Genomic DNA, 18,414 nt, shown 5'->3' with positions numbered 1-18,414 from the left:
CGTCCAGATCCAGACCGAGCTTCAAAGCCAACTCAGCTGCGATGATCACCAGTGAAATCGACGGCCAAAAACATAACTCGTGAAAGCCTCGGCACCGAATACCCGCAGTTTTAGACGACCGCTAACACTCCCGGTACTTGTAGGGGAACTTCAGGAAAATCGGGTTCGTCAAACACCAGAAGCCCTCGGGAAGAGGTAGCATAGATCAGGGCTTTCTCGATCAAAGCATGTCCCTTCTTCCAACCGGCTGTTTGAATTTGAATCAGCGAGGAGTTGAGGATGGCTGCTTCAGAAACTCGCGATCAACAATTCCCATTATTAAGTCGTCGTGCCATGATCCATCGACAAAAGCTGCTTCCCGCTCCCGCCCCTCGATAATGAAACCGCATTTCTTGTAAGCGCGTATAGCCCGATCGTTATATGCGAGCACGCGAACGCTGATGCGATGCAGGTGCAGTTCACCGAAAGCGTATTGCAAAAGGAGTCGGATAGCTTCGCTCCCATATCCCTTACCGAGGATGTTTGCATCATACATCCCGATTGCCATGGACGCTCGTCTGTCGGTTCGATCCACCCTGTCCAGCCTGATTTCGCCAGCAAACTTGCCATTCACCTCGATTACCCAAGCATACGGGTTGCTGATGATGCCTTGAACCCACCCTGTTGCCTTATCCCGGCTCATGGGTTTCACAGCCGTCTTGCTCATCCCGAACATCTGAATAATCTCAGGGTCGTTCCCGAGGGCAAGGCGGGCCTCGATGTCATTAGAGGTGGCGGTTCGAAGGAGAACGTTGTGTCCCGGAATAGCAGGAGCTGAGCGAAGCACAGCTGTTGGCACGATTGTTCCCTGATGGAAGGCCATTCTCCATCGGCCATCGATCAGCTTCCATACGGAGCTTCGGAGGGTTGTTCTCTCGGGAAGGCCACCATCCGCCTGCCACACGCTGCGATACAGGACCAATACCGCATCTTCGGCGATTATCCGGGCGGTAAAATCGCGAACCTCCGGCAACGTGACACGATCTGAAGGCCCTTCCTGAGCTAGGGAATTGGTAGTGAGATGCTTGTCATAGACCCTTCCAGAACTGCCAAACTCCAGAAAGTCGTCCGCAAGCCGCGCGGAGACAGCTTCCCGGGACGACCGAATATCTGGCCTGTGTAACTCCTGCTCAAGTTGCCGAAACAACTCTATATCGATCTCATCTGCCATTATCAGGCCTCCGCAGAAATCATTGACTACTCGACCAGTTGCCAGAAAACCTGACTTCAAGGTGAGGTCATGCGACAAAAACCTGTGAGGTAATACATATTATGGGAATGCCGCGCGCCAGTGTCGTCGACCGTCACATAAGGCGAGGATACAAGACCGGCATGCAGCACCGCCGCGTCCTCGGCAACAAACCCATCGAGCTCTTTTGTCAAAAGCCGCACCATCTGCCGCTTGGAGATATCGAGACCGATATCGTTCATCAATGTCGTCAGCCGGGCGGTCGTCACTTGTCCATGTGCGTGGAGCATCAGGCAAAGCCGTCTGAGGTTGGCGCCATAGCCACCCATAATCCCTGCGGGCAAGGCTGCCAGTACCGTCTTTCCATTCGGGGTCACCCAGCATTCACGACGGTAATGCACGAGCTCCGCCTTGAGCACCAGGTCGCGAACGTAGAAGCTTCTGTATCCCTTGAAGCGCGATCCATCAGGAGCATCGACGCGCAGGATCTCCTGCCGGCTCACCCGCTTGACATCCAGCTTCGGACCGCGCGGTTTCTTCTTCGATACCGATTTGTCGCCGGGTGTGGCATCCGTCGCCTTCTCCATCCCAGAGGAGCGAAACGGCGGTCGCGGGGATAAGTTTTTCAATCGCGCAATCTCGTCACGCAGCAACTGGTTCTCGACTTTCAGCCGGGTGTTTTCCAGCCGAAGGGCTGCGTTTTCTTCGCGAAGCTGAATAGTCTCGGCCTCGAGCCTCTCCAGCCGCACTTCCGCCTGTTGCGACCGCTCCAACAAGCCCGTCACCAGACTGCGCAACGCATTCAGTGAAAGCGTGTCGGCATGCTCGGGGGAGGGGAGCCGTCTCTTTGCCATCCCTGGACCGAATCATGATTTGCCCCGTCTTAGGAATCCCTGCGCCGACGAACAGGATTCAACGCGCCCGGTTATGCACACTTTCTAGGCGGGGACGCTGAAACCCTGCCACCGATTTTGCCCCACGTACGAATTTGCGTACATGGGGCACATTCGGTGTCGATTTCAGTTACCGATTGCAATTGCAGCGCTTTGCTGAAAATCGGACGCACCGACGTGCGCCAAAAATCGCGGGGAGCGGGAGCTTCAGTCTATCAGTCGGCCTACGAAAACGCTCCGGAGCTTTGCATTCGAGGCGTCGCGCAAGCAACCATCGTCCCTCAGAGATTCGCGATTATCCAAGGCTCTTTACCGCTCTAGTAGTTCAAAGCCGAAATTGAAATTCTTAGCTGAAATCGGGGCCGATGGTGGCCGCTAGCCCCAACCAGTGCAGGGCGTTTTGACATTTGTAATCGGTAACTGAAAGCGACACCCCGTAAATCGCGGGGCAGCGAGCCCACAAGTAGGCTCGCTGTTCCCAAGCCCCCGACGCAGCCGCGAGCGCGGGTCTAGGCCGAAGAGCGGAGCGTGCCTTGACGCGCGTGAGGGGCGAGGCAGCTGGTGTTTTACCGAAGCCTGGCCTGAGATATTTGAAGTGAGACACGATCCATATCTCTTATCCGCTCTGCCGCGTAAGCAAATTTCTGCAGGTTTTCGGGTCGAAACATGGGATGCTGCTGAAGGCGGGTCAAAGGTTCGGCGAACTCCCTGATCCGCTCGTTGACCGCGTTAATCGTGCGGATTGCTTTCTCGATGTTCTCTGGCGTCATAATGCGCCGGTAAGCGGCGTGTAGAGCGATCCCCGCCTCGATCACGTCCGAAATCGTCACGCTAGGCTGCTGACGACGCTGAGCTTCCGCTGTGAACACGGCTTTATGGGCCTTCCACTTATCCTGCAGGCGGCGAAGCATGGCCTCTTCCGAATGGGCTATCCAGGCACCTTTACGCGTTGTGATGACCCGACGCATCGCCGTCGTAGGCTTCAGCCGGGTGTTGGCAAGCAGGAGATCGGCGACTTCATTGAGAAACCGACTGTCATCGATGCCGGAACCGGCAGGCCGTCCGCGAGGGCGTTTGGTATGCATCGTCAAATCCTCTTTTGTTGGGTCCCCTAGAAATACTTGCTTCTTCCCCTCCTTTCAAACGATAAGAAATCGACAAACAGGGATTTTTACGTCCGAAAATCGTCATGGTGAATATAAAAGCGAGAATAAATCGCCTTTCTACTATTTTTCCTCGCAAATGGCGCGATGTTTCCTTGTAACGATCGCCACCATTATCTCTGGCGTCCGGATTCTCGAAATCCTCGCGGTGGAGCAAGCTCGGCGCAACCAGCCGGCCACCTCCCGCGACCGGATCAGGCCGGTTTCACGTTGTCGCGTGCCGATCGCCAGTGCCATTTCCAGCCCCTTCGGGGAGCATAAGCATTTGTGGGGCGGGATAGAACGAAGTATGTCGCCGTCATTGAATTTCGATGGGACCGGCGGATGTGCAGAGGGCAAAACGAGCGGCAGGGAAAACTGCTGAACAGACGGCAATTTCGGAGGATGAGGATTTCGTCCTGCAATTCCGCATCTGGCTAAAGGGCGTGAGCCCGATGGTATGGCGCAGGGTTCAGGTTGCCTCGACAATGAAGTTGCGCGAGTTTCATGGCGTCCTTCAGGTCGTGATGGGATGGGAAGGCATCCACCTTTACCAATTCATCATTCACACTGCACGGTATGGCTCGTGGGAAACTGGAGCCCGATCCTCGGCCATGTCGCTTGGCGAATTGAAGCTGCGCAAGGGCATCCGATTCCTGTATGAATACGACCTCAACATTCCCTGGGAGCATGAAATCCGGCTGGAGGAGCGCCAGTCAGTCAAACCGGGCGCTCACTATCCGGCATGCGCGGGAGGAGACGGCGACTGCCCGACGGAGGAGTGCGGTGGGCCGGAAGCATTGATGTGGCGACAGGACAACGCCTTCGGCTACGAGACGATGAACGATCTGGTGATCACGACCGCGTTTCTGCAAGAAGTCACCGAAACAAAATCCCTTGCGATGCTGGACGACCCGGATCGCGGGGATGAACTGCGCGCCGCCCTGGAGAGACTGAAGCAGCGCGCAAGCTGCCTGGGAGAAAACTTCGAACGCCGGAAAACCAATGAACGCCTGCAACGCGGTGAACATCTCAGCCTTATGCATCAACAGATGTGATGTTTCATTCTGCGCGGGCGGCCGGGGCCGTGACCCCGTCGAAGTCTTGCCAGTTCACTGAAGAATTTGCGGATTGCTAACCGATGATCTCTATCGCTGTTTCCGGCACGACCGAAGTGCGGAGACGGAGTTTTGCGAACATCAGGTTCCCATGACGGCTGTTGTGGAAGATTTGATGCGGGAAGACGACATGCGTGCACGACTGATATTGCAAATGCTGAACGACGACAGCGAGATTGTCGCGATCGACACAGTCGCCGATCTGGTGAAGGTGACGAAAAGGCCCGAAGATCTTGGCCTGTCGTTGTCGGAGGCAAAGACCCTCCTTGCAAAACTGCAGCAAGTCATGGTGGAGACGCAGGTAGAATCGTGGCTCAGTGAAAATCGCGACAGGGATGGCCGCCGTCTGCGAAGCAAAGGCAGCTACCCCGTCACCTTCCATACCCTGTTTGGTGACGTACGCCTGAAGAGCCCGCGCTATTATCTGCCAAGGGCTGAAGGCGCGAACGGTCCTGCGACGATCTCACCGCTGCGGGAACTGATCCCCGACCACATCGCACCCGAACGCCTTTATCTGGAGACCCGGTGGGCCTCCCTTGTGCCCTATGCCGCCGCCGCGGAGCTGCTGGCCGATGTGCTGTCGATCGATTGCGGTGCCAATGCCACGACAGTTCGCCAGCATGCGTTGCGCGCGGCACGTCGTATCGAGCGGGAGCTGACCGAAGAACGGGTGTCCTTTATGCAGGATGCCTGCCCGCATGACTGGATGAACCTGCCTATTCCGGATGGCCGCATCGTTATCGGTCTGGATGGCGGCTACATCCGAGACCGCGATAACCGCAAAAAGAATTTCGAACTGATCGTCGGTCGTTCGCTACCCGACGACGGTGATCCACGCTATATCGGCTTCGTCCAAGGTCATGATCGCAAGCCGCAACGCCGCATACTCGACCATCTCAAAAAGCAAGGTGTTCAGGCCAATCAGGATATCACCTTCATCACCGATGGCGGTGAAGAGGTTCGATCGCTTGCCGAAATGATCGCACCGGCGAGCGAGCATGTCCTGGACTGGTTCCACGTCACCATGCGCATCACGGTCCTTCGCCAGTTCGCGCAGGGGCTCGAAAACTACGACGAGCAGGCTGGGCAGGATCTGCTTGAGGGCCTACGCAAAATCAAATGGCATCTCTGGCATGGCAACGGCTATCGTGCGCGCGAGGAAATCGCAGAACTGCAATTTGATGCGGAAGCTCTTGAAACGGGCTATCCCAACATGCGCAAGTTCTTGACCACCATCAGCGAGTTCAGGTCTTACATCGCCTCCAACAATGCAAGCCTGATCAACTACGGCGAGCGTTACCGGTCCGGTGAACGCATCTCTTCTGCTTTCGTCGAGGCAACCGTCAATGCCGTCATTTCCAAGCGTTTCGCCAAGAAGCAGCAAATGCAATGGAGCAAAGTCGGCGCTCATCTTCTGCTGCAAACCCGCACGCAGACGCTTGACGGCTCCCTTCGTTCGACCTTTCGTAAGTGGTATCCCGGCATGTCGAACGACAATCACGAGTACAGAGAAACCGCTCGCGCCGCATGACCACCCCACAAATCCTCATGCTCCCCAATATCGGTGAATACCGTAGTATCTGGACGAAGCCGCGTGCGATTGTCGATGATCCAAAGGAAGCTTGGCCAATCGGCTTCAGAGCCACGCGGAGTGCGGTTGATGGAAAGCAGCGTTATGTCTGTACCTCTCCCAATATGCGGTGATGGCCACGACGGCTGCACTCGGGGCTGCGGCCTCCGAAACTAGAAGCCGCAGACTACCTCGAACACCGCCTCGCGTTTCGCCAGCTGCACTATCTTTTCCGCCGATTCCACGCCGGCGCTGCGTGAGCAAACCTAAGGTGATTTCACGTTACTGGAGATGCTGTCGGCGTGGCCGATCAGGAATGACTCTGAAGACTCCTTTGGCACGCTACCAGCTTCTACGCGGCCGTGCGAATTGCATCGTTGCTGCTAAGTCTAAACTGATTGATACGATCCGTCAGGGCTCTCACCTCGCTAGCAAGCGTGTGGGTCGCCGCATTGGATTCTTCAACCATGGCTGCGTTCTGCTGGGTCATTCGATCCATCTGGCCAACGGCAGTGTTGATCTCTTGGAGGCTGCCGGCCTGTTCACGCGCGGCAAGCACTATCGCCTCCACATGGCGATTGATCTCCTGAACTTCTTGTACGATCGTCTCCAACTCCTCGCCGGTCTGCCCGACCAGTGAGACACCTTCCACGACTTGACTACTCGAGGTGTTAATTAGAGCCTTGATCTCTTTGGCCGCCTGCGCGGAACGCTGCGCCAGTTCGCGCACTTCTTGCGCAACTACCGCAAACCCCTTGCCAGCTTCGCCAGCCCTAGCTGCTTCTACACCGGCGTTCAGCGCGAGCAGGTTCGTCTGGAATGCAATTTCGTCGATCACTCCAATGATGTTCGAGATCGAGCCTGCAGATCGTTCGATGGCACCCATGGCGTCGACCGCGCGACGGACAACAACACCGGATTGCTCCGCCCGTTCCCGCGTCTGCGCCACGCGCTTGCCAGCCGTTTCAGCACGTGACGTAGAGTCTCTGACCGAGTTAGTAATTTCGGCAAGCGCAGCCGCAGTTTCTTCGACGGACGCTGCCTGCTGCTCGGTTCGACCGGCCAGATGGTCCGCAGCCTTCCGGATCTCCTCTGAACCCCCATGGATCGTGGCCGCGTTCTCAGAAAACGCAAGCATTGCATCTTCGAGGGTTTCAACAGAACGATTGAAATTGAGACGGATCGGATCAAGGGATGCAGTAAATGGCCGACCCAACCGAACGGTCATATCGCCACCGGACAGTTTCTTAAGCCCAGTCGCGAGTTCCTGAACCGCAAACTCAACATCAGCTTCCTGTGCTTGAGAAATACGCTCGCGTTCAAGCCGTTCGATCTCTTGTTGCTCACGCGATAGTTCGGATTCACGTTCCAATTCGATCTTTCGTCTGCCGGCCTTGCGAAGGATCTCCAGCGCGCGTGCCAGATCACCGATTTCATCGTTCGTATTAATGTCAGACAGAACCACATCAAAGTTGCCCTGCGCCAGTTCCGTGGTCTCCTTGATGGCGCCAGCAATGCGCTTGCTGAAGCGTCTAGCCACGAGCCAGCCAGCAAGACACATGACAATTGCACATGCTACAATCGTCGCGGTGGACGTGATGATCATGCGGTACAAATCAGCTAATACAACCGATTTTGGAACGGAGACAATGACGTACATTGTGGCGTCGTCGAACGGACTGATCCGTTTGGAAACGGAAATGTCAGGAGCCCCGTTCTGTCCTATCGTTTCGGCGTAGCCGGTCTCCGTAGATATCAAATAATTTAATGACTGACCGTTTCTGTGATCGTCGGAAAGGGGTTTTGTCAGCAGCGACGGATCCGAGTTGACAACAAATGTCTTGCCGCTAGAAACCAGCATCACGTGGCCGACGCCCATCGGTTTCGCAGAGGCGAGGCGAGTGGCAATGGTCTCGAGATCGAAATCCATACCAAGTGATCCTGCGCTTTTGCCGTTGATGTGCAGGGGCATGGCAACGGTCGTCATCAGCAACTTCTTGTCCCCGATCGGATACAAATAAGGGTCAAAAAGTATCGCCTTGCCTGCTGGCAGCGCTCCCACAACGCCGGCTAGTTGGGGGTCATCGTAGCCTGGAGTGACCATGCTTCCGACCCCCGTACCTTCTCGGAAGAAATAAGGTACCAGACGGCCGGTTTGGTCGTGAAGCGGCTTGCCGATAAACTCCGCGTCGCGTCCATCGAAAGCATTTGCGTTCCAGACGGTGAAAGCCGCGAAAGCAAGACGGTTGTTTACAACGGTTTCCGACAAAATGTCGTCCACCACCGCGCGGCTGCCTCCGTTTGCGTGCTTCTGCAGTTGCAAGAGGGCGGTCTTGAGGTCGAACACCGTTTTATAGGCGTCACGAAGTTCAGATTCGACCTGGAAGGCGACTGCATTCGCCTCAGTTGAAACCTTCTCGATGCTTTGGTTGTAGGCGCGCTCGTATGAGGTCAGGAACAGCGCGCCCGCCACAGCAAGAGTTGATGCCAATCCTAGTCCGACAATGGAGAAGGTGTTTCTGAGTGTCGCAGATCGGAACATTGCACTCCCCGAAGAAACGGCCAGTCGCATTTTCTGAGTCAGCACTCAGGGCCGGCGAAGGCTCTATAGTTGCGTTTGTAACTAATCTATAGTTCCTAAATACTAATAGAGGGTCAACAATGCCGATTGTCCAAAAGCTTGGTCCGCCAGGCGAGTGGCGACAGCAGTCCCAACCATCAGATCAATGCCGGTAGTAACACTTGAATTTTATCTCAAACATTTAGATGAAAATATAGCAAAGCTGATTCCCTTAGGCGGAGCTGGCGCTCTGTCTAGTATTATCTGCCCGATACGGACTTTATATCAATGTATAATCCCTTCGGGGCAACGCCGTTCACTACCTTTTTGAGAACGATGTATTCGAGACCCAATCATCAAGTGGCATGAATCGAATCACCTTGCAGGTGACGTCTTTCCTTCGCTGTTATTTTATCCTTGAGAAAGCAATCCAGCAGTCACCGAAGTAAATTGGTTCAGCTAAAATATTGGGCGAAATCGGACATTAGAGCGCCTTGTCAGCCGCCAGCAAAGATGGGTGGGAATCGGCGCCGAGGGCGCGGCTGACCTCTATTGCGGCGCGCACAACGTGGCGCGCGATCGACACTTCGACTTCCTCAGAGGTTCGCGAGGCTATCGACGCGACTGCGATTGCACCAAAAGCATGGCCGGCGGCGTTGAAGATCGGCGCAGCTATACCCGTCACTTCGGTCTCGAAGCTGCGACGACCAACGGCATAGCCGCGCTGTCGGACCTTTGCGATCATTTCCCGCATCTCATCGGCTGTGCGCGGTGTGCGATCGGTGTGCGGGGGAAACGCGTCGGCAGCCAGCGCTGCTTCAGCGACATCGGGATGCGCGAAGGCAAGGTAGGCAAGGCCGGATGCCGTCGCGTGAAACGGGAGCGGTTGGGACAGATCGACAAACACCCGCGTCGAGCGGGCAGGCTCCGCTATGGCGATTGTGGTTAGCGCGTCTTCTGATGCAAGGCTGGCGTGGGCGGTCTCTGATGTTTGCTCGGCCAACCAGTCCACCCACGGCTGCACCGTCGAAGCGATGGGAAAAGTTGCTTCACGAATTTTCGCGAACCTCAGTACGCTTGCCCCTAGCCGGTATTTCTTGCTGAAATCGACCTGCTCTATGAAGCCGTGCTTCATTAAAGACGTTAAGATGCGCAGCGTCGTCGCCTTGTCGAGCTCTGCCTTACGTGCCAGTTCGCTAAGGCCGAATTCAGATTCCGAAATGGTAAAATAGTTTAGTAGATTGAAGGCCTTATCTACGGTCTTCATCGTGTTCGTCGTCTTTTTCGGCGCGTCCAAAATCAGGTCCATTCTGCGTGCAGGCGAATTTCGCAAACCGGTCGTAGGAGGATCCATACCGATGCGTTGTTGATAATAGCGATCCGCAGCCATCGTTCAAGTCACGAGCATACTCGGAAAACGATCCACATTCGCTGAGTTACGGCTCACCAACTTCCTATTGACAAGTTTCAAACCTACGTCAGAATAAAATAACCGACGGTGATAATAATGAACCAATGAAGCCGCTCGACCAACCTGTAGGGGAGCTACATGTCAGATTCACAGAAAGTAACAGACAACGGACTACGCACCGGGACGCTCGGCGCCGCAGCCATCACACTGATGGTCATATCGGCCGTCGCGCCTTTGACCAATATGGCCGGGATCTTGCCGGTTGCCATTCTCTTCGGCAACGGTACAGCCATCGTTCCGGCTTTCATACTCATGATGCTACTGGTTCTCGTGTTTTCCGTCGGATACGTAACCATGTCGCGCTACGTGCCAAATTCCGGCGCTTTTTATACCATGATCACACGCGGCCTAGGTCCCACACTGGGAGGCGCAGCGGCATTGGTCGCCCTTCTTGGGTATAACTGCATGCAGATCGGGATGTCCGGGATGTTCGGTCCGGTCACCGCCGATCTCATAAAGACCTCCGTCGGCATAGACCTACCCTGGTGGGTTTACAGCCTTGGGGCGTCCTTGATCATCGGCTTTCTCGCCTATCGCCGGGTCGACTTTTCGGCAAAAGTTCTGGCGCTTCTCGTGCTAGCGGAATTCGCGGTTGTCTTCGTTCTTGATATCCTGATCGTGCACCAGGGCGTACCTGGCGGGTTTTCGCTGGCACCGCTTTCGCTGTCTGGCATGCCAAGCGGCGCGGCGCTCGGGGTCACCTTTGTGTTCGCGTTTGGATGCTACATTGGCATCGAAGCCACGACCATCTACAGCGCCGAGGCGCACAATCCGCGGGTCACTATCCCGCGTGCCACGTATGCATCGGTCCTTTTGATCGGCGGTTTCTATTCACTGTCGGCAATTTGGATTGTCGAGGCAGCGGGTACCGCCACGATTGTCGACCAGCTCAAGCAACTTCAGGACCCGGTTCAATTCGTCTTTAACATTTCTGACCAGTTCGGCGGTCGCATTCTCTCCGACATGATGCGCGTTCTCTTCGTGACAAGTGTCTTTGCCTGCCTGCTGGCGTTCCACAATCACGTTGCCCGCTATTTTTACTTCCTCGGCAAGGAAGGTATGATGCCTCATTGGCTTGGCAAGACGCATCCGAGCTATCAGAGCCCTTATCGGGGCACCATCTTACAGACCGTCATTGCGATGGCTGTCATTGGGACATTTGCGGCGTTCGGTATGGACCCTCTCCTTACATTGTTCGCCTGGATTGCCAATATCGCGGTTATCTGCGTGATCACGCTGATGCTACTAGTCTGCATCGCAGTCATCGTATTCTTCGTGCAAAATCCAGAGTTGGAACCCGGCCAACCGATTAAGACCAAGTTGATGCCAGCTCTCGCGGCAATCGGTTTTGCGCTGGTCGGTTATTTCGGTGTCAGCGGGTTCGACATTCTGACAGGAGCCTCTGGACCGCTCGCCATCGCGCTCCCCTCGCTCATCCTCGTCGCTGCCGTAATAGGTGCCATTCGGGCAAAGACGCGGCCGGGACTGGTCGTAGCCCTTTCGACAGACCCCGTCTGACCTATCCCAGTGGAGGTGACACTTCTCACCTCCACCCCAAATCGCTCACGTCAAGTCCTAGGCCCGCGGCAACGCAGGGCCTTTTTTTGTGCACTTCGTGCTGGAGCTTTCGAATATATTGACCACGCGGAGGAGCATAACTACCGGCGCATTAATATGGTCAGCACGCGTTTCAAATCAGCCGAGACCCGCTCACCAAGATCTGACCTGAGTTTGGCATCGTATTTGCGCGCTTGCCGACCGAGGTCGCGGAAAGCATTCATCCCTCCCTCAGTCAACGAAAGAAACTCAGCCCGGCGGTCGTCTTCGCTGGGACTGCGGACGAGCATTTGCGTGGCTTCCAGCGCTGTAACCGCGCGGCTTACCTTAGTCTTGTCAATATGGGAGATCGCACAAATGTCGCGTGCTGTCATCGAGCCGAATTTGCCGAGATTTGCCATAACCCGCCATTGCGCCCGCGTCATGCCATAGACTTCGCGGTAGACGCTCTCGAAATCGCGCGAGGTTGCTTCAGCTGCCTGGTTAAGGAGATAGGGTAGAAACTGCTCGAGGTCGAATTCGGGTTCCGAGCTATGTTCTGCCGCGTCCTGTTCCGCCATGCTTTGGTCCCTTATGATAGGAGGGAACCTTTGCCACAGGCGACGTCAGATGTCACCCCGCCGGACGCACCCGATCGGGATGGGCAGCGGCGAAGGCATCAAGCGCCTCTAACCGGGCGGAGATTCCCATCGTTTTGGGGAAGGTATGAAGATCCACGCCCCAGCGCCGTGCATTATAGATCTGTGGCACGAGACAAATGTCGGCGAGGCTGATCATGTCTCCGTGGCAATAAAGACCACTCGGGCCAAGTTCGAGCATAGCCTCGAAATCCTTGAGCCCGCCCAATATGAAATGCTGCATCCAGTCTTCCATGCTCGTCCCGCTGAGCGAGGTCGCATAGCGCGCGACACGCAGATTGCAGACGGGATGGATTTCCATGGCAATCGCATAGGAAAGCGCACGCACGCGTGCCTTTTCGATTGGCTTCTCTGGAAGCCAGCCCGTGCGACGGGTTTCGTCGAGATATTCAAGGATTGCCAGAGACTGCGTCAGAACAACCCCATCGATCTCCAGGGTGGGGACTAACCCCTGCGGATTACGTATCAGATAAGCCGGTTCGCGATGCTCGGCGTTTAACAAGTCGATCGGATCGGCACGGTAGGTTTCACCGATCAGGTTCAGCGCGATGCGCACCCGATAGGCGGAGGAAGAACGCCAGTAATCATTCAAAATCGTTTCCGTCGGCATCGCAAAATCCCTTTGTCGTCGGTCAAACTCTAACTTGACAAAGTTACAGATGCAACTAATTTGCCAGACCAAGATGGACGCCAATGCGGAGCTGACGATGAACCAGCATGCCACCTCACAGCTTGTCACCCATGACTTGAAAAATGCTCGCCCGCATGAAGGTTACATGCCCGGCTTCGGTAATGATTTCGAAACTGAGGCCTTACCCGGCGCCTTGCCACAGGGGCAGAATTCGCCCCAGAAGTGTGCGTATGGCCTCTATGCCGAGCAGCTATCGGGTACCGCCTTTACAGCGCCGCGCGGTCAAAACGAGCGGACGTGGTGCTATCGCATCCGCCCCTCTGTAAAACACGCCGGACGGTTCGCAAAGATCGATGTGCCGCATTGGAAATCTGCGCCGCATATCCTGCCTGACGTCATTTCGCTTGGCCAGTACCGCTGGGATCCTATCCCTCATACGACGGAAAAGCTTACATGGGTGACAGGAATGCGCACGGTCACCACGGCCGGTGATGTCAATACTCAGACCGGGATGGCGAACCACGTCTATCTCGTGACAGAATCGATGACGGATGAATATTTTTACTCCGCCGACGGTGAACTGCTGGTGGTGCCGCAGGAAGGACGTCTACGATTTTCCACCGAGCTTGGCATCATCGATCTCGAGCCGAAGGAAATCGCGATTCTCCCGCGCGGCCTTGTCTATCGCGTTGAGGTGCTTGAAGGGCCGTGCCGTGGTTTCGTTTGCGAGAATTACGGCCAGAAGTTCGATCTTCCTAACCGTGGCCCGATCGGCGCGAATTGCCTCGCCAACCCACGGGATTTTAAATGCCCCGTCGCCGCCTTTGAGGACCGGGAAGCGCCTTCCCGTGTTATTTTGAAGTGGTGCGGCCAGTTCCATGAGACCCGGATCGACCATTCTCCGCTCGATGTCGTAGCGTGGCATGGAAACTATTGCCCGTATAAATATGATCTCAGGACCTACTCACCGGTAGGCGCCATCCTCTTCGATCACCCCGATCCGTCTATCTTCACGGTTCTGACGGCGCCATCCGGGCAGGAAGGCACAGCAAATATTGATTTTGTGCTTTTCCGAGAGCGCTGGATGGTGGCCGAGCATTCGTTCCGCCCGCCTTGGTACCACAAGAACATCATGTCGGAGCTGATGGGGAATATCTACGGAGTTTACGATGCCAAGCCGCAAGGTTTCGCACCCGGCGGGATGAGCCTGCACAATTGCATGCTGCCACATGGGCCGGACCGGAACGCTTTCGAACACGGCTCTAACGAGCCGATGGTGCCGCAATTTCAGGCCGAAACAATGAGCTTCATGTTCGAGACGCGCTTTCCCCAGCACTTGACCGAATGGGCTGCGCACAGTGCCCCTCTCCAAGACGATTACATTGATTGCTGGGACAGCCTCGAAAAGAAGTTCGACGGCACGCCCGGCATCAAAAACTGATTGTCACGGCTGCAACCAACGGATTTTTACATGCCATTACTGCTGAGCTGGGTGGACAGTGCCAATTTTTCCGACTGCCCTTTCCCCCTTAATAACCTGCCTTGCTGCGTCTTTGCGACAGGCGACGACACGCGGCACTGCGCAATGCCGATTGGGGATCACCTCCTCAATCTCGCAAGTCTTGAAAGCGCGGGACACATTGTACTCGACGGTGGCCCACTGTTGAATGGGCCGAACTGGAACCGGTTCATGGCAGCGGGTCCAGCTGTGTGGGCGGCGTTGCGCGCGCAGGTACAAAGGCTGCTCGCCACCGGCGCGCCTGAACGCATTCTTATCGAACCGCATTTAGTTCCGCTTGCCGGTACCAAGCTCGTCATGCCACTTGAAGTTTCTGAATACACAGACTTCTACGCCGGAAGGCATCATGCCTTCAATGTCGGGACCATGTTTCGGGGACCCGAGAACGCACTACCGCCCAACTGGCTACACATCCCTATCGGATATAATGGCCGCGCCTCATCCGTGGTTGTTTCTGGCTCGGATGTCCGTCGACCTTGGGGGCAGATAAAAGGGCCAAACGACGAGGCACCGCGCTTTGCGCCTTCGCAGAGATTCGACATCGAGTTGGAGATGGGAGCCATAATAGGCACTCCTTCAGAAAATGGACAACCGCTGACGGTGGCCGAAGCTGATGCAATGATTTTTGGCTACGTGCTGCTGAACGACTGGTCTGCCCGCGATATCCAGGCATGGGAGTATCAGCCGCTCGGCCCGTTCCAGTCCAAGGCAACAGCAACCACAATATCGCCCTTCATCGTCATGAAGGCGGCATTGGAGCCCTTCCGGGTTTCGACCCCTACACGCGAAGTGCCGTTGCTTCCATATCTCGTGGAAGCAGAACCGTTGCTTTACGACATTGACTTGGAGGTCGCGCTGACGCCTCAGTCTGCCGGCGAAACCGTGATTTCTCGCACCAATTACCGCGAGATGTACTATTCGGCTGCCCAGCAGCTCGCACACCACACGACATCGGGCTGCGCCATGCGAAGCGGCGATCTCCTCGGCTCAGGGACGATTTCCGGCCCGAGTAAGGAAAGCCGCGGTTCGCTTCTCGAACTCAGTTGGGGCGGCAAGGAACCCTTGGTGCTGAACGGCGGCGAGACGCGCAGCTTCCTCCACGACCACGACACGATCATCCTGCGCGGACACGCAAAGGGCGACGGTTACACGATTGGATTTGGCGACTGTACAGGTCGCATCCTGCCTGCGCTTTCCGATCCCTACGCTCGATAAGGAAGAAAATCATGGCTAAAGCCTTTGCATCCCAAGGCGACCTCAGCGAAAAGACGATCAGCTTCACCGAGATCGGTGATGGGCTTTATGCCTTTACGGCCGAAGGTGACCCCAACTCTGGCGTCATCATCGGCGATGAAAGTGTAATGGTGGTCGAAGCCCAGGCTACGCCGCGTCTTGCGCAAAAAGTTATCGACTGCATTCGCGGTGTTACCGACAAGCCGATAAGTCACGTGGTACTGACGCACTATCACGCTGTTCGGGTGCTGGGGGCGAGCGCTTTCAACGCTGGCCAGATCATCATGTCCGAGGCGGCCCGCAAAATGGTTGTCGAACGTGGCCAGGAAGATTGGGACAGTGAGTTCCAACGTTTCCCACGTCTCTTCCAGGGACACGAATCGATCCCTGGCTTGACGTGGCCGACCACGACCTTCAACGGGCGGATGTCCGTTTTTCTTGGCAAGCGCCGGGTCGACATTATGCAGGTGGGCCGCGCCCATACTGCAGGCGATGCCGTCATCTATGTGCCGGACCAGAATGTGATGTTCACGGGTGACATTGTCGAAGCGCATTCGGCCTGCTATTGCGGCGACGGTCATTTTGCCGATTGGGGCGGGACGCTCGAAGCCATCCGGGCCTACGATTTGGCAGCCATTGCACCCGGTCGTGGTGACGCGGTTGTCGGTCGCGACGCGGTGAACGCTGCTCTCGACCGAACCCGCGATTTTGTCGAATCTACCTATCGGCCCGTGGCCCGCATTGCTGCGCGAGGCGGTACACTACGCGAGGCATGGGATGCTGTTCGCGCCGAATGCGATCCGAAATTCAAAGACTACGCCATCTACGAACATTGCCTGCCTTTCAATGTAGCGCGCGCTTACGACGAAGCGCGGGGTATCGACAATCCGCGCATCTGGACAGCAGCGCGGGATCTTGAAATGTGGGCACAACTCCAGGGCTGACCCGCTTCCCAGGGAGGGGACAATGGAAAATCTCGTCACGGATCGCTATCCGATAGCTTTCCGGCTATATCCCTATGTTCGTTGCGCCGATCAGTCGGCAAGCTCACCAGTGCGGCGTCCTGTCGTAGTCGGTGGCGGTGGACCCGTCGGGCTTGCCACCGCGCTTGACCTCGGTAAGCGCGGCGTTCCAGTCGTTGTCTTGGACGATCAGGAAGGTGTTGGACTCGGCAGCCGCGCGATCTGTTTTGCCAAGCGGACACTTGAAATCTGTGATCGTCTCGGTGCAGGCGAGGCAATGCTTGCGAAAGGCGTCCAATGGAATGTCGGTAAGGTGTTTCACGATAACCGCCAGCTCTATTCCTTCAACCTACTACCGGAAGAAGGTCATGCGTTACCTGCCTTCATTAATCTGCAGCAACCATGGTTCGAGCGCTTTTTGCATGAGGCTATCGTGCGGGCGCAGGCTGCAGGCGCACCGATCGAGATTCGAGGGCGCAACCGGATCGAGGCGGTCGAACGCAATGAGGGTTTCGTAACCATCGACGTCTCGACCCCGGATGGTCCTTACCAGATTGAGGCTGACTGGCTAGTCGCATGCGATGGCGCTCGGTCGCCAATACGCTCCATGCTCGGGCTCGGCTTCGAGGGACGCGTCTTCGAGGACAACTTCCTGATCGCCGATGTAAAAATGAAGGCCGATTTTCCGACCGAGCGGTGGTTCTGGTTCGAGCCCCATTTCAAATCGGGCGACAGCGCACTGCTCCACAAACAGCCGGATGACATCTGGCGGATCGATTTTCAGCTAGGCTGGGAGATCGACCGGCAGAAGGAATTGCAGCCCGAATCCATTCGGGCTCGTGTCAGTGCAATGCTCGGCCCTGATGTCGAATACGAGCTAGACTGGTGCTCGATCTACACCTTCCAGTGCCGGCGCATGGACAGTTTCCGTCACGGCCCGGTTATATTTGCTGGCGACGCTGCCCACCAAGTGTCACCCTTTGGCGCGCGTGGAGCCAATTCTGGCATTCAGGACGCAGACAATCTTGGCTGGAAGCTCGCCATGGTCGTAAACGGCACTGCCGGAGAGGCCCTGCTCGACAGCTATGATTGGGAGCGCGTATACGGCGCTGACGAGAATATCGCCAATTCGACGCGGGCAACTGATTTTATCACGCCGAAATCGGCTGTTTCCAAGCTGTTCCGAAACGCGGTCCTCTCCTTGGCGGAGGCCGTGCCTTTTGCACGCACCATTGTGAATTCGGGGCGACTGTCCCTACCTTGTACCTATGATGGCTCGCCGCTGAATGGTCCCGACAATGCCCTTATGCCAGCACGTTCGCGGCCTGGAAGTGCCTGTCCGGACGCCCCCGTGGGGGATGAATGGCTCCTGCGTTTGATAGGCTCGGACTTCACGCTACTTTCGCTCAATGCAACAGTTCCGGAAAATTTTATGGCCCACGGTGTCTCCGTGAAAGTGCTGTCACTTGCCGCGTCCCCGGGTAGCGCGATTGCTGAGCGATATCTTGGTGCGGCGTCGAGCGCCGTTTATCTCGTTCGCCCTGATCAGCACGTGGTCGCCCGCTTCGTAAGCTTTGATGCCGACGCCGTCGCCGCCGCCCTTTCCCGCGCGCTTGCAAAGGATCAAACGAATGCTTGAGACCAAACCCAATTTTTCACGGCCCGACGAGACCTATGCCATGCTCATCAAGACCCACGAAGGGCTCACTGACGAAGAGAGCCAGGCCCTGAATGCACGCCTCATCCTAATCCTTCTTAATCAAGTAGGCGACTATGAAACCATCGGGCAAGCCCTTGCGCTTGCACGCTCGGGGATTGGGCCGGAGGTTGGCTCCGCGGTTTGAACATAGCGGCGGCGCTTTCAGCATCGGACCTCTGTCGCGCTCTAAGAC

General features: G+C 56.2%; 14 protein-coding genes and 2 pseudogenes. 8 read left to right on the top strand and 8 right to left on the bottom strand.

What is annotated here, in order from left to right; translation table 11 throughout:
• Positions 1 to 128: 128 nt before the first annotated feature.
• From EFD55_RS34030 to EFD55_RS31490, 4 genes and pseudogenes are all read right to left on the bottom strand, one after another.
• Positions 129 to 224, bottom strand: a pseudogene (locus EFD55_RS34030) (DNA mismatch repair protein MutT); the annotation flags it as partial.
• Between the two features lie 38 nt (positions 225 to 262).
• Complete coding sequence (locus EFD55_RS34240) at positions 263 to 1,210, bottom strand: GNAT family N-acetyltransferase (protein WP_125850859.1); 948 nt, start codon at positions 1,208 to 1,210, stop codon at positions 263 to 265.
• Positions 1,211 to 1,293: 83 nt separating this feature from the next.
• A pseudogene (locus EFD55_RS31495) lies at positions 1,294 to 2,082 on the bottom strand (IS66 family transposase); the annotation flags it as partial.
• 605 nt (positions 2,083 to 2,687) lie between these two features.
• On the bottom strand, positions 2,688 to 3,206 hold the full coding sequence (locus EFD55_RS31490) for a hypothetical protein (protein ID WP_092577462.1): 519 nt from the start codon (positions 3,204 to 3,206) through the stop codon (positions 2,688 to 2,690).
• A gap of 389 nt (positions 3,207 to 3,595) precedes the next feature.
• Here EFD55_RS31490 and EFD55_RS31485 point away from each other — a divergent pair, with 389 nt between their 5' ends.
• Positions 3,596 to 4,321 carry a plasmid pRiA4b ORF-3 family protein gene (locus EFD55_RS31485; RefSeq protein ID WP_125850858.1) on the top strand — a complete coding sequence of 242 codons (726 nt, stop codon included), beginning with the start codon at positions 3,596 to 3,598 and terminating at the stop codon, positions 4,319 to 4,321.
• 190 nt (positions 4,322 to 4,511) lie between these two features.
• Positions 4,512 to 5,912, top strand: coding sequence for an ISKra4 family transposase (locus EFD55_RS31480; protein WP_125850865.1), 1,401 nt, complete (start codon positions 4,512 to 4,514; stop codon positions 5,910 to 5,912).
• Between the two features lie 391 nt (positions 5,913 to 6,303).
• Here EFD55_RS31480 and EFD55_RS31475 read toward each other — a convergent pair whose 3' ends face one another.
• Positions 6,304 to 8,493: a methyl-accepting chemotaxis protein gene (locus tag EFD55_RS31475; RefSeq protein WP_125850856.1), complete on the bottom strand. Its 2,190-nt coding sequence runs from the start codon at positions 8,491 to 8,493 to the stop codon at positions 6,304 to 6,306.
• 502 nt (positions 8,494 to 8,995) lie between these two features.
• A complete protein-coding gene (locus EFD55_RS31470) occupies positions 8,996 to 9,901 on the bottom strand; it encodes an IclR family transcriptional regulator (protein ID WP_245438673.1) in 906 nt (301 codons plus the stop codon).
• 159 nt (positions 9,902 to 10,060) lie between these two features.
• Here EFD55_RS31470 and EFD55_RS31465 point away from each other — a divergent pair, with 159 nt between their 5' ends.
• A complete protein-coding gene (locus EFD55_RS31465) occupies positions 10,061 to 11,500 on the top strand; it encodes an APC family permease (protein ID WP_125850854.1) in 1,440 nt (479 codons plus the stop codon).
• A 140-nt stretch (positions 11,501 to 11,640) separates the two neighbouring features.
• Here the strand turns inward: EFD55_RS31465 and EFD55_RS31460 are convergent, their stop codons facing one another.
• Positions 11,641 to 12,099, bottom strand: a complete 459-nt coding sequence (locus EFD55_RS31460) for a MarR family winged helix-turn-helix transcriptional regulator (RefSeq protein WP_125850852.1) — start codon at positions 12,097 to 12,099, stop codon at positions 11,641 to 11,643.
• 52 nt (positions 12,100 to 12,151) lie between these two features.
• Positions 12,152 to 12,787: a maleylacetoacetate isomerase gene (gene maiA / locus EFD55_RS31455; RefSeq protein WP_125850850.1), complete on the bottom strand. Its 636-nt coding sequence runs from the start codon at positions 12,785 to 12,787 to the stop codon at positions 12,152 to 12,154.
• A gap of 97 nt (positions 12,788 to 12,884) precedes the next feature.
• Between maiA and hmgA the strand changes: the two genes are divergently transcribed.
• Genes hmgA through EFD55_RS31430 form a run of 5 tightly spaced genes read left to right on the top strand, consistent with a single transcriptional unit; the run spans position 12,885 to position 18,366 of the window.
• The gene (gene hmgA / locus EFD55_RS31450) at positions 12,885 to 14,249 is read left to right on the top strand and encodes a homogentisate 1,2-dioxygenase (RefSeq protein WP_125850848.1); all 1,365 of its coding nucleotides are present in this window, start codon (positions 12,885 to 12,887) and stop codon (positions 14,247 to 14,249) included.
• Positions 14,250 to 14,279: 30 nt separating this feature from the next.
• On the top strand, positions 14,280 to 15,542 hold the full coding sequence (fahA, locus tag EFD55_RS31445) for a fumarylacetoacetase (RefSeq protein WP_125850846.1): 1,263 nt from the start codon (positions 14,280 to 14,282) through the stop codon (positions 15,540 to 15,542).
• Positions 15,543 to 15,553: 11 nt separating this feature from the next.
• Entirely contained in the window at positions 15,554 to 16,504 is a 951-nt protein-coding gene (locus tag EFD55_RS31440) for an MBL fold metallo-hydrolase (protein WP_125850844.1), read from the top strand.
• Positions 16,505 to 16,526: 22 nt separating this feature from the next.
• Positions 16,527 to 18,161 carry an FAD-dependent oxidoreductase gene (locus EFD55_RS31435; protein ID WP_125850842.1) on the top strand — a complete coding sequence of 545 codons (1,635 nt, stop codon included), beginning with the start codon at positions 16,527 to 16,529 and terminating at the stop codon, positions 18,159 to 18,161.
• On the top strand, positions 18,154 to 18,366 hold the full coding sequence (locus EFD55_RS31430) for a DUF2783 domain-containing protein (RefSeq protein ID WP_125850840.1): 213 nt from the start codon (positions 18,154 to 18,156) through the stop codon (positions 18,364 to 18,366). Before EFD55_RS31435 ends, EFD55_RS31430 begins: the two co-directional genes overlap by 8 nt.
• Positions 18,367 to 18,414 lie beyond the last annotated feature (48 nt).

It is taken from the genome of Rhizobium pisi, from assembly GCF_003938655.1.
GTDB classification, from domain to species: domain Bacteria; phylum Pseudomonadota; class Alphaproteobacteria; order Rhizobiales; family Rhizobiaceae; genus Rhizobium; species Rhizobium pisi.
The sequence above is the reverse complement of the archived record's forward strand: the minus strand, read 5'-3'. Positions and strand labels throughout refer to the sequence as shown.

Bases quoted from the DNA above. Each gene is read 5' to 3' on its own strand.
- EFD55_RS31440 (WP_125850844.1), top strand. From the start codon at position 15,554: ATGGCTAAAGCCTTTGCATCCCAAGGCGACCTCAGCGAAAAGACGATC.
- EFD55_RS31465 (WP_125850854.1), top strand. From the start codon at position 10,061: ATGTCAGATTCACAGAAAGTAACAGACAACGGACTACGCACCGGGACG.
- EFD55_RS31435 (WP_125850842.1), top strand. From the start codon at position 16,527: ATGGAAAATCTCGTCACGGATCGCTATCCGATAGCTTTCCGGCTATAT.
- EFD55_RS31485 (WP_125850858.1), top strand. From the start codon at position 3,596: ATGGGACCGGCGGATGTGCAGAGGGCAAAACGAGCGGCAGGGAAAACT.
- EFD55_RS31490 (WP_092577462.1), bottom strand. From the start codon at position 3,206: ATGCATACCAAACGCCCTCGCGGACGGCCTGCCGGTTCCGGCATCGAT.
- EFD55_RS31470 (WP_245438673.1), bottom strand. From the start codon at position 9,901: ATGGCTGCGGATCGCTATTATCAACAACGCATCGGTATGGATCCTCCT.
- EFD55_RS34240 (WP_125850859.1), bottom strand. From the start codon at position 1,210: ATGGCAGATGAGATCGATATAGAGTTGTTTCGGCAACTTGAGCAGGAG.
- fahA (WP_125850846.1), top strand. From the start codon at position 14,280: ATGCCATTACTGCTGAGCTGGGTGGACAGTGCCAATTTTTCCGACTGC.
- EFD55_RS31460 (WP_125850852.1), bottom strand. From the start codon at position 12,099: ATGGCGGAACAGGACGCGGCAGAACATAGCTCGGAACCCGAATTCGAC.
- EFD55_RS31475 (WP_125850856.1), bottom strand. From the start codon at position 8,493: ATGTTCCGATCTGCGACACTCAGAAACACCTTCTCCATTGTCGGACTA.
- EFD55_RS31430 (WP_125850840.1), top strand. From the start codon at position 18,154: ATGCTTGAGACCAAACCCAATTTTTCACGGCCCGACGAGACCTATGCC.
- EFD55_RS31480 (WP_125850865.1), top strand. From the start codon at position 4,512: ATGCGTGCACGACTGATATTGCAAATGCTGAACGACGACAGCGAGATT.
- maiA (WP_125850850.1), bottom strand. From the start codon at position 12,787: ATGCCGACGGAAACGATTTTGAATGATTACTGGCGTTCTTCCTCCGCC.
- hmgA (WP_125850848.1), top strand. From the start codon at position 12,885: ATGAACCAGCATGCCACCTCACAGCTTGTCACCCATGACTTGAAAAAT.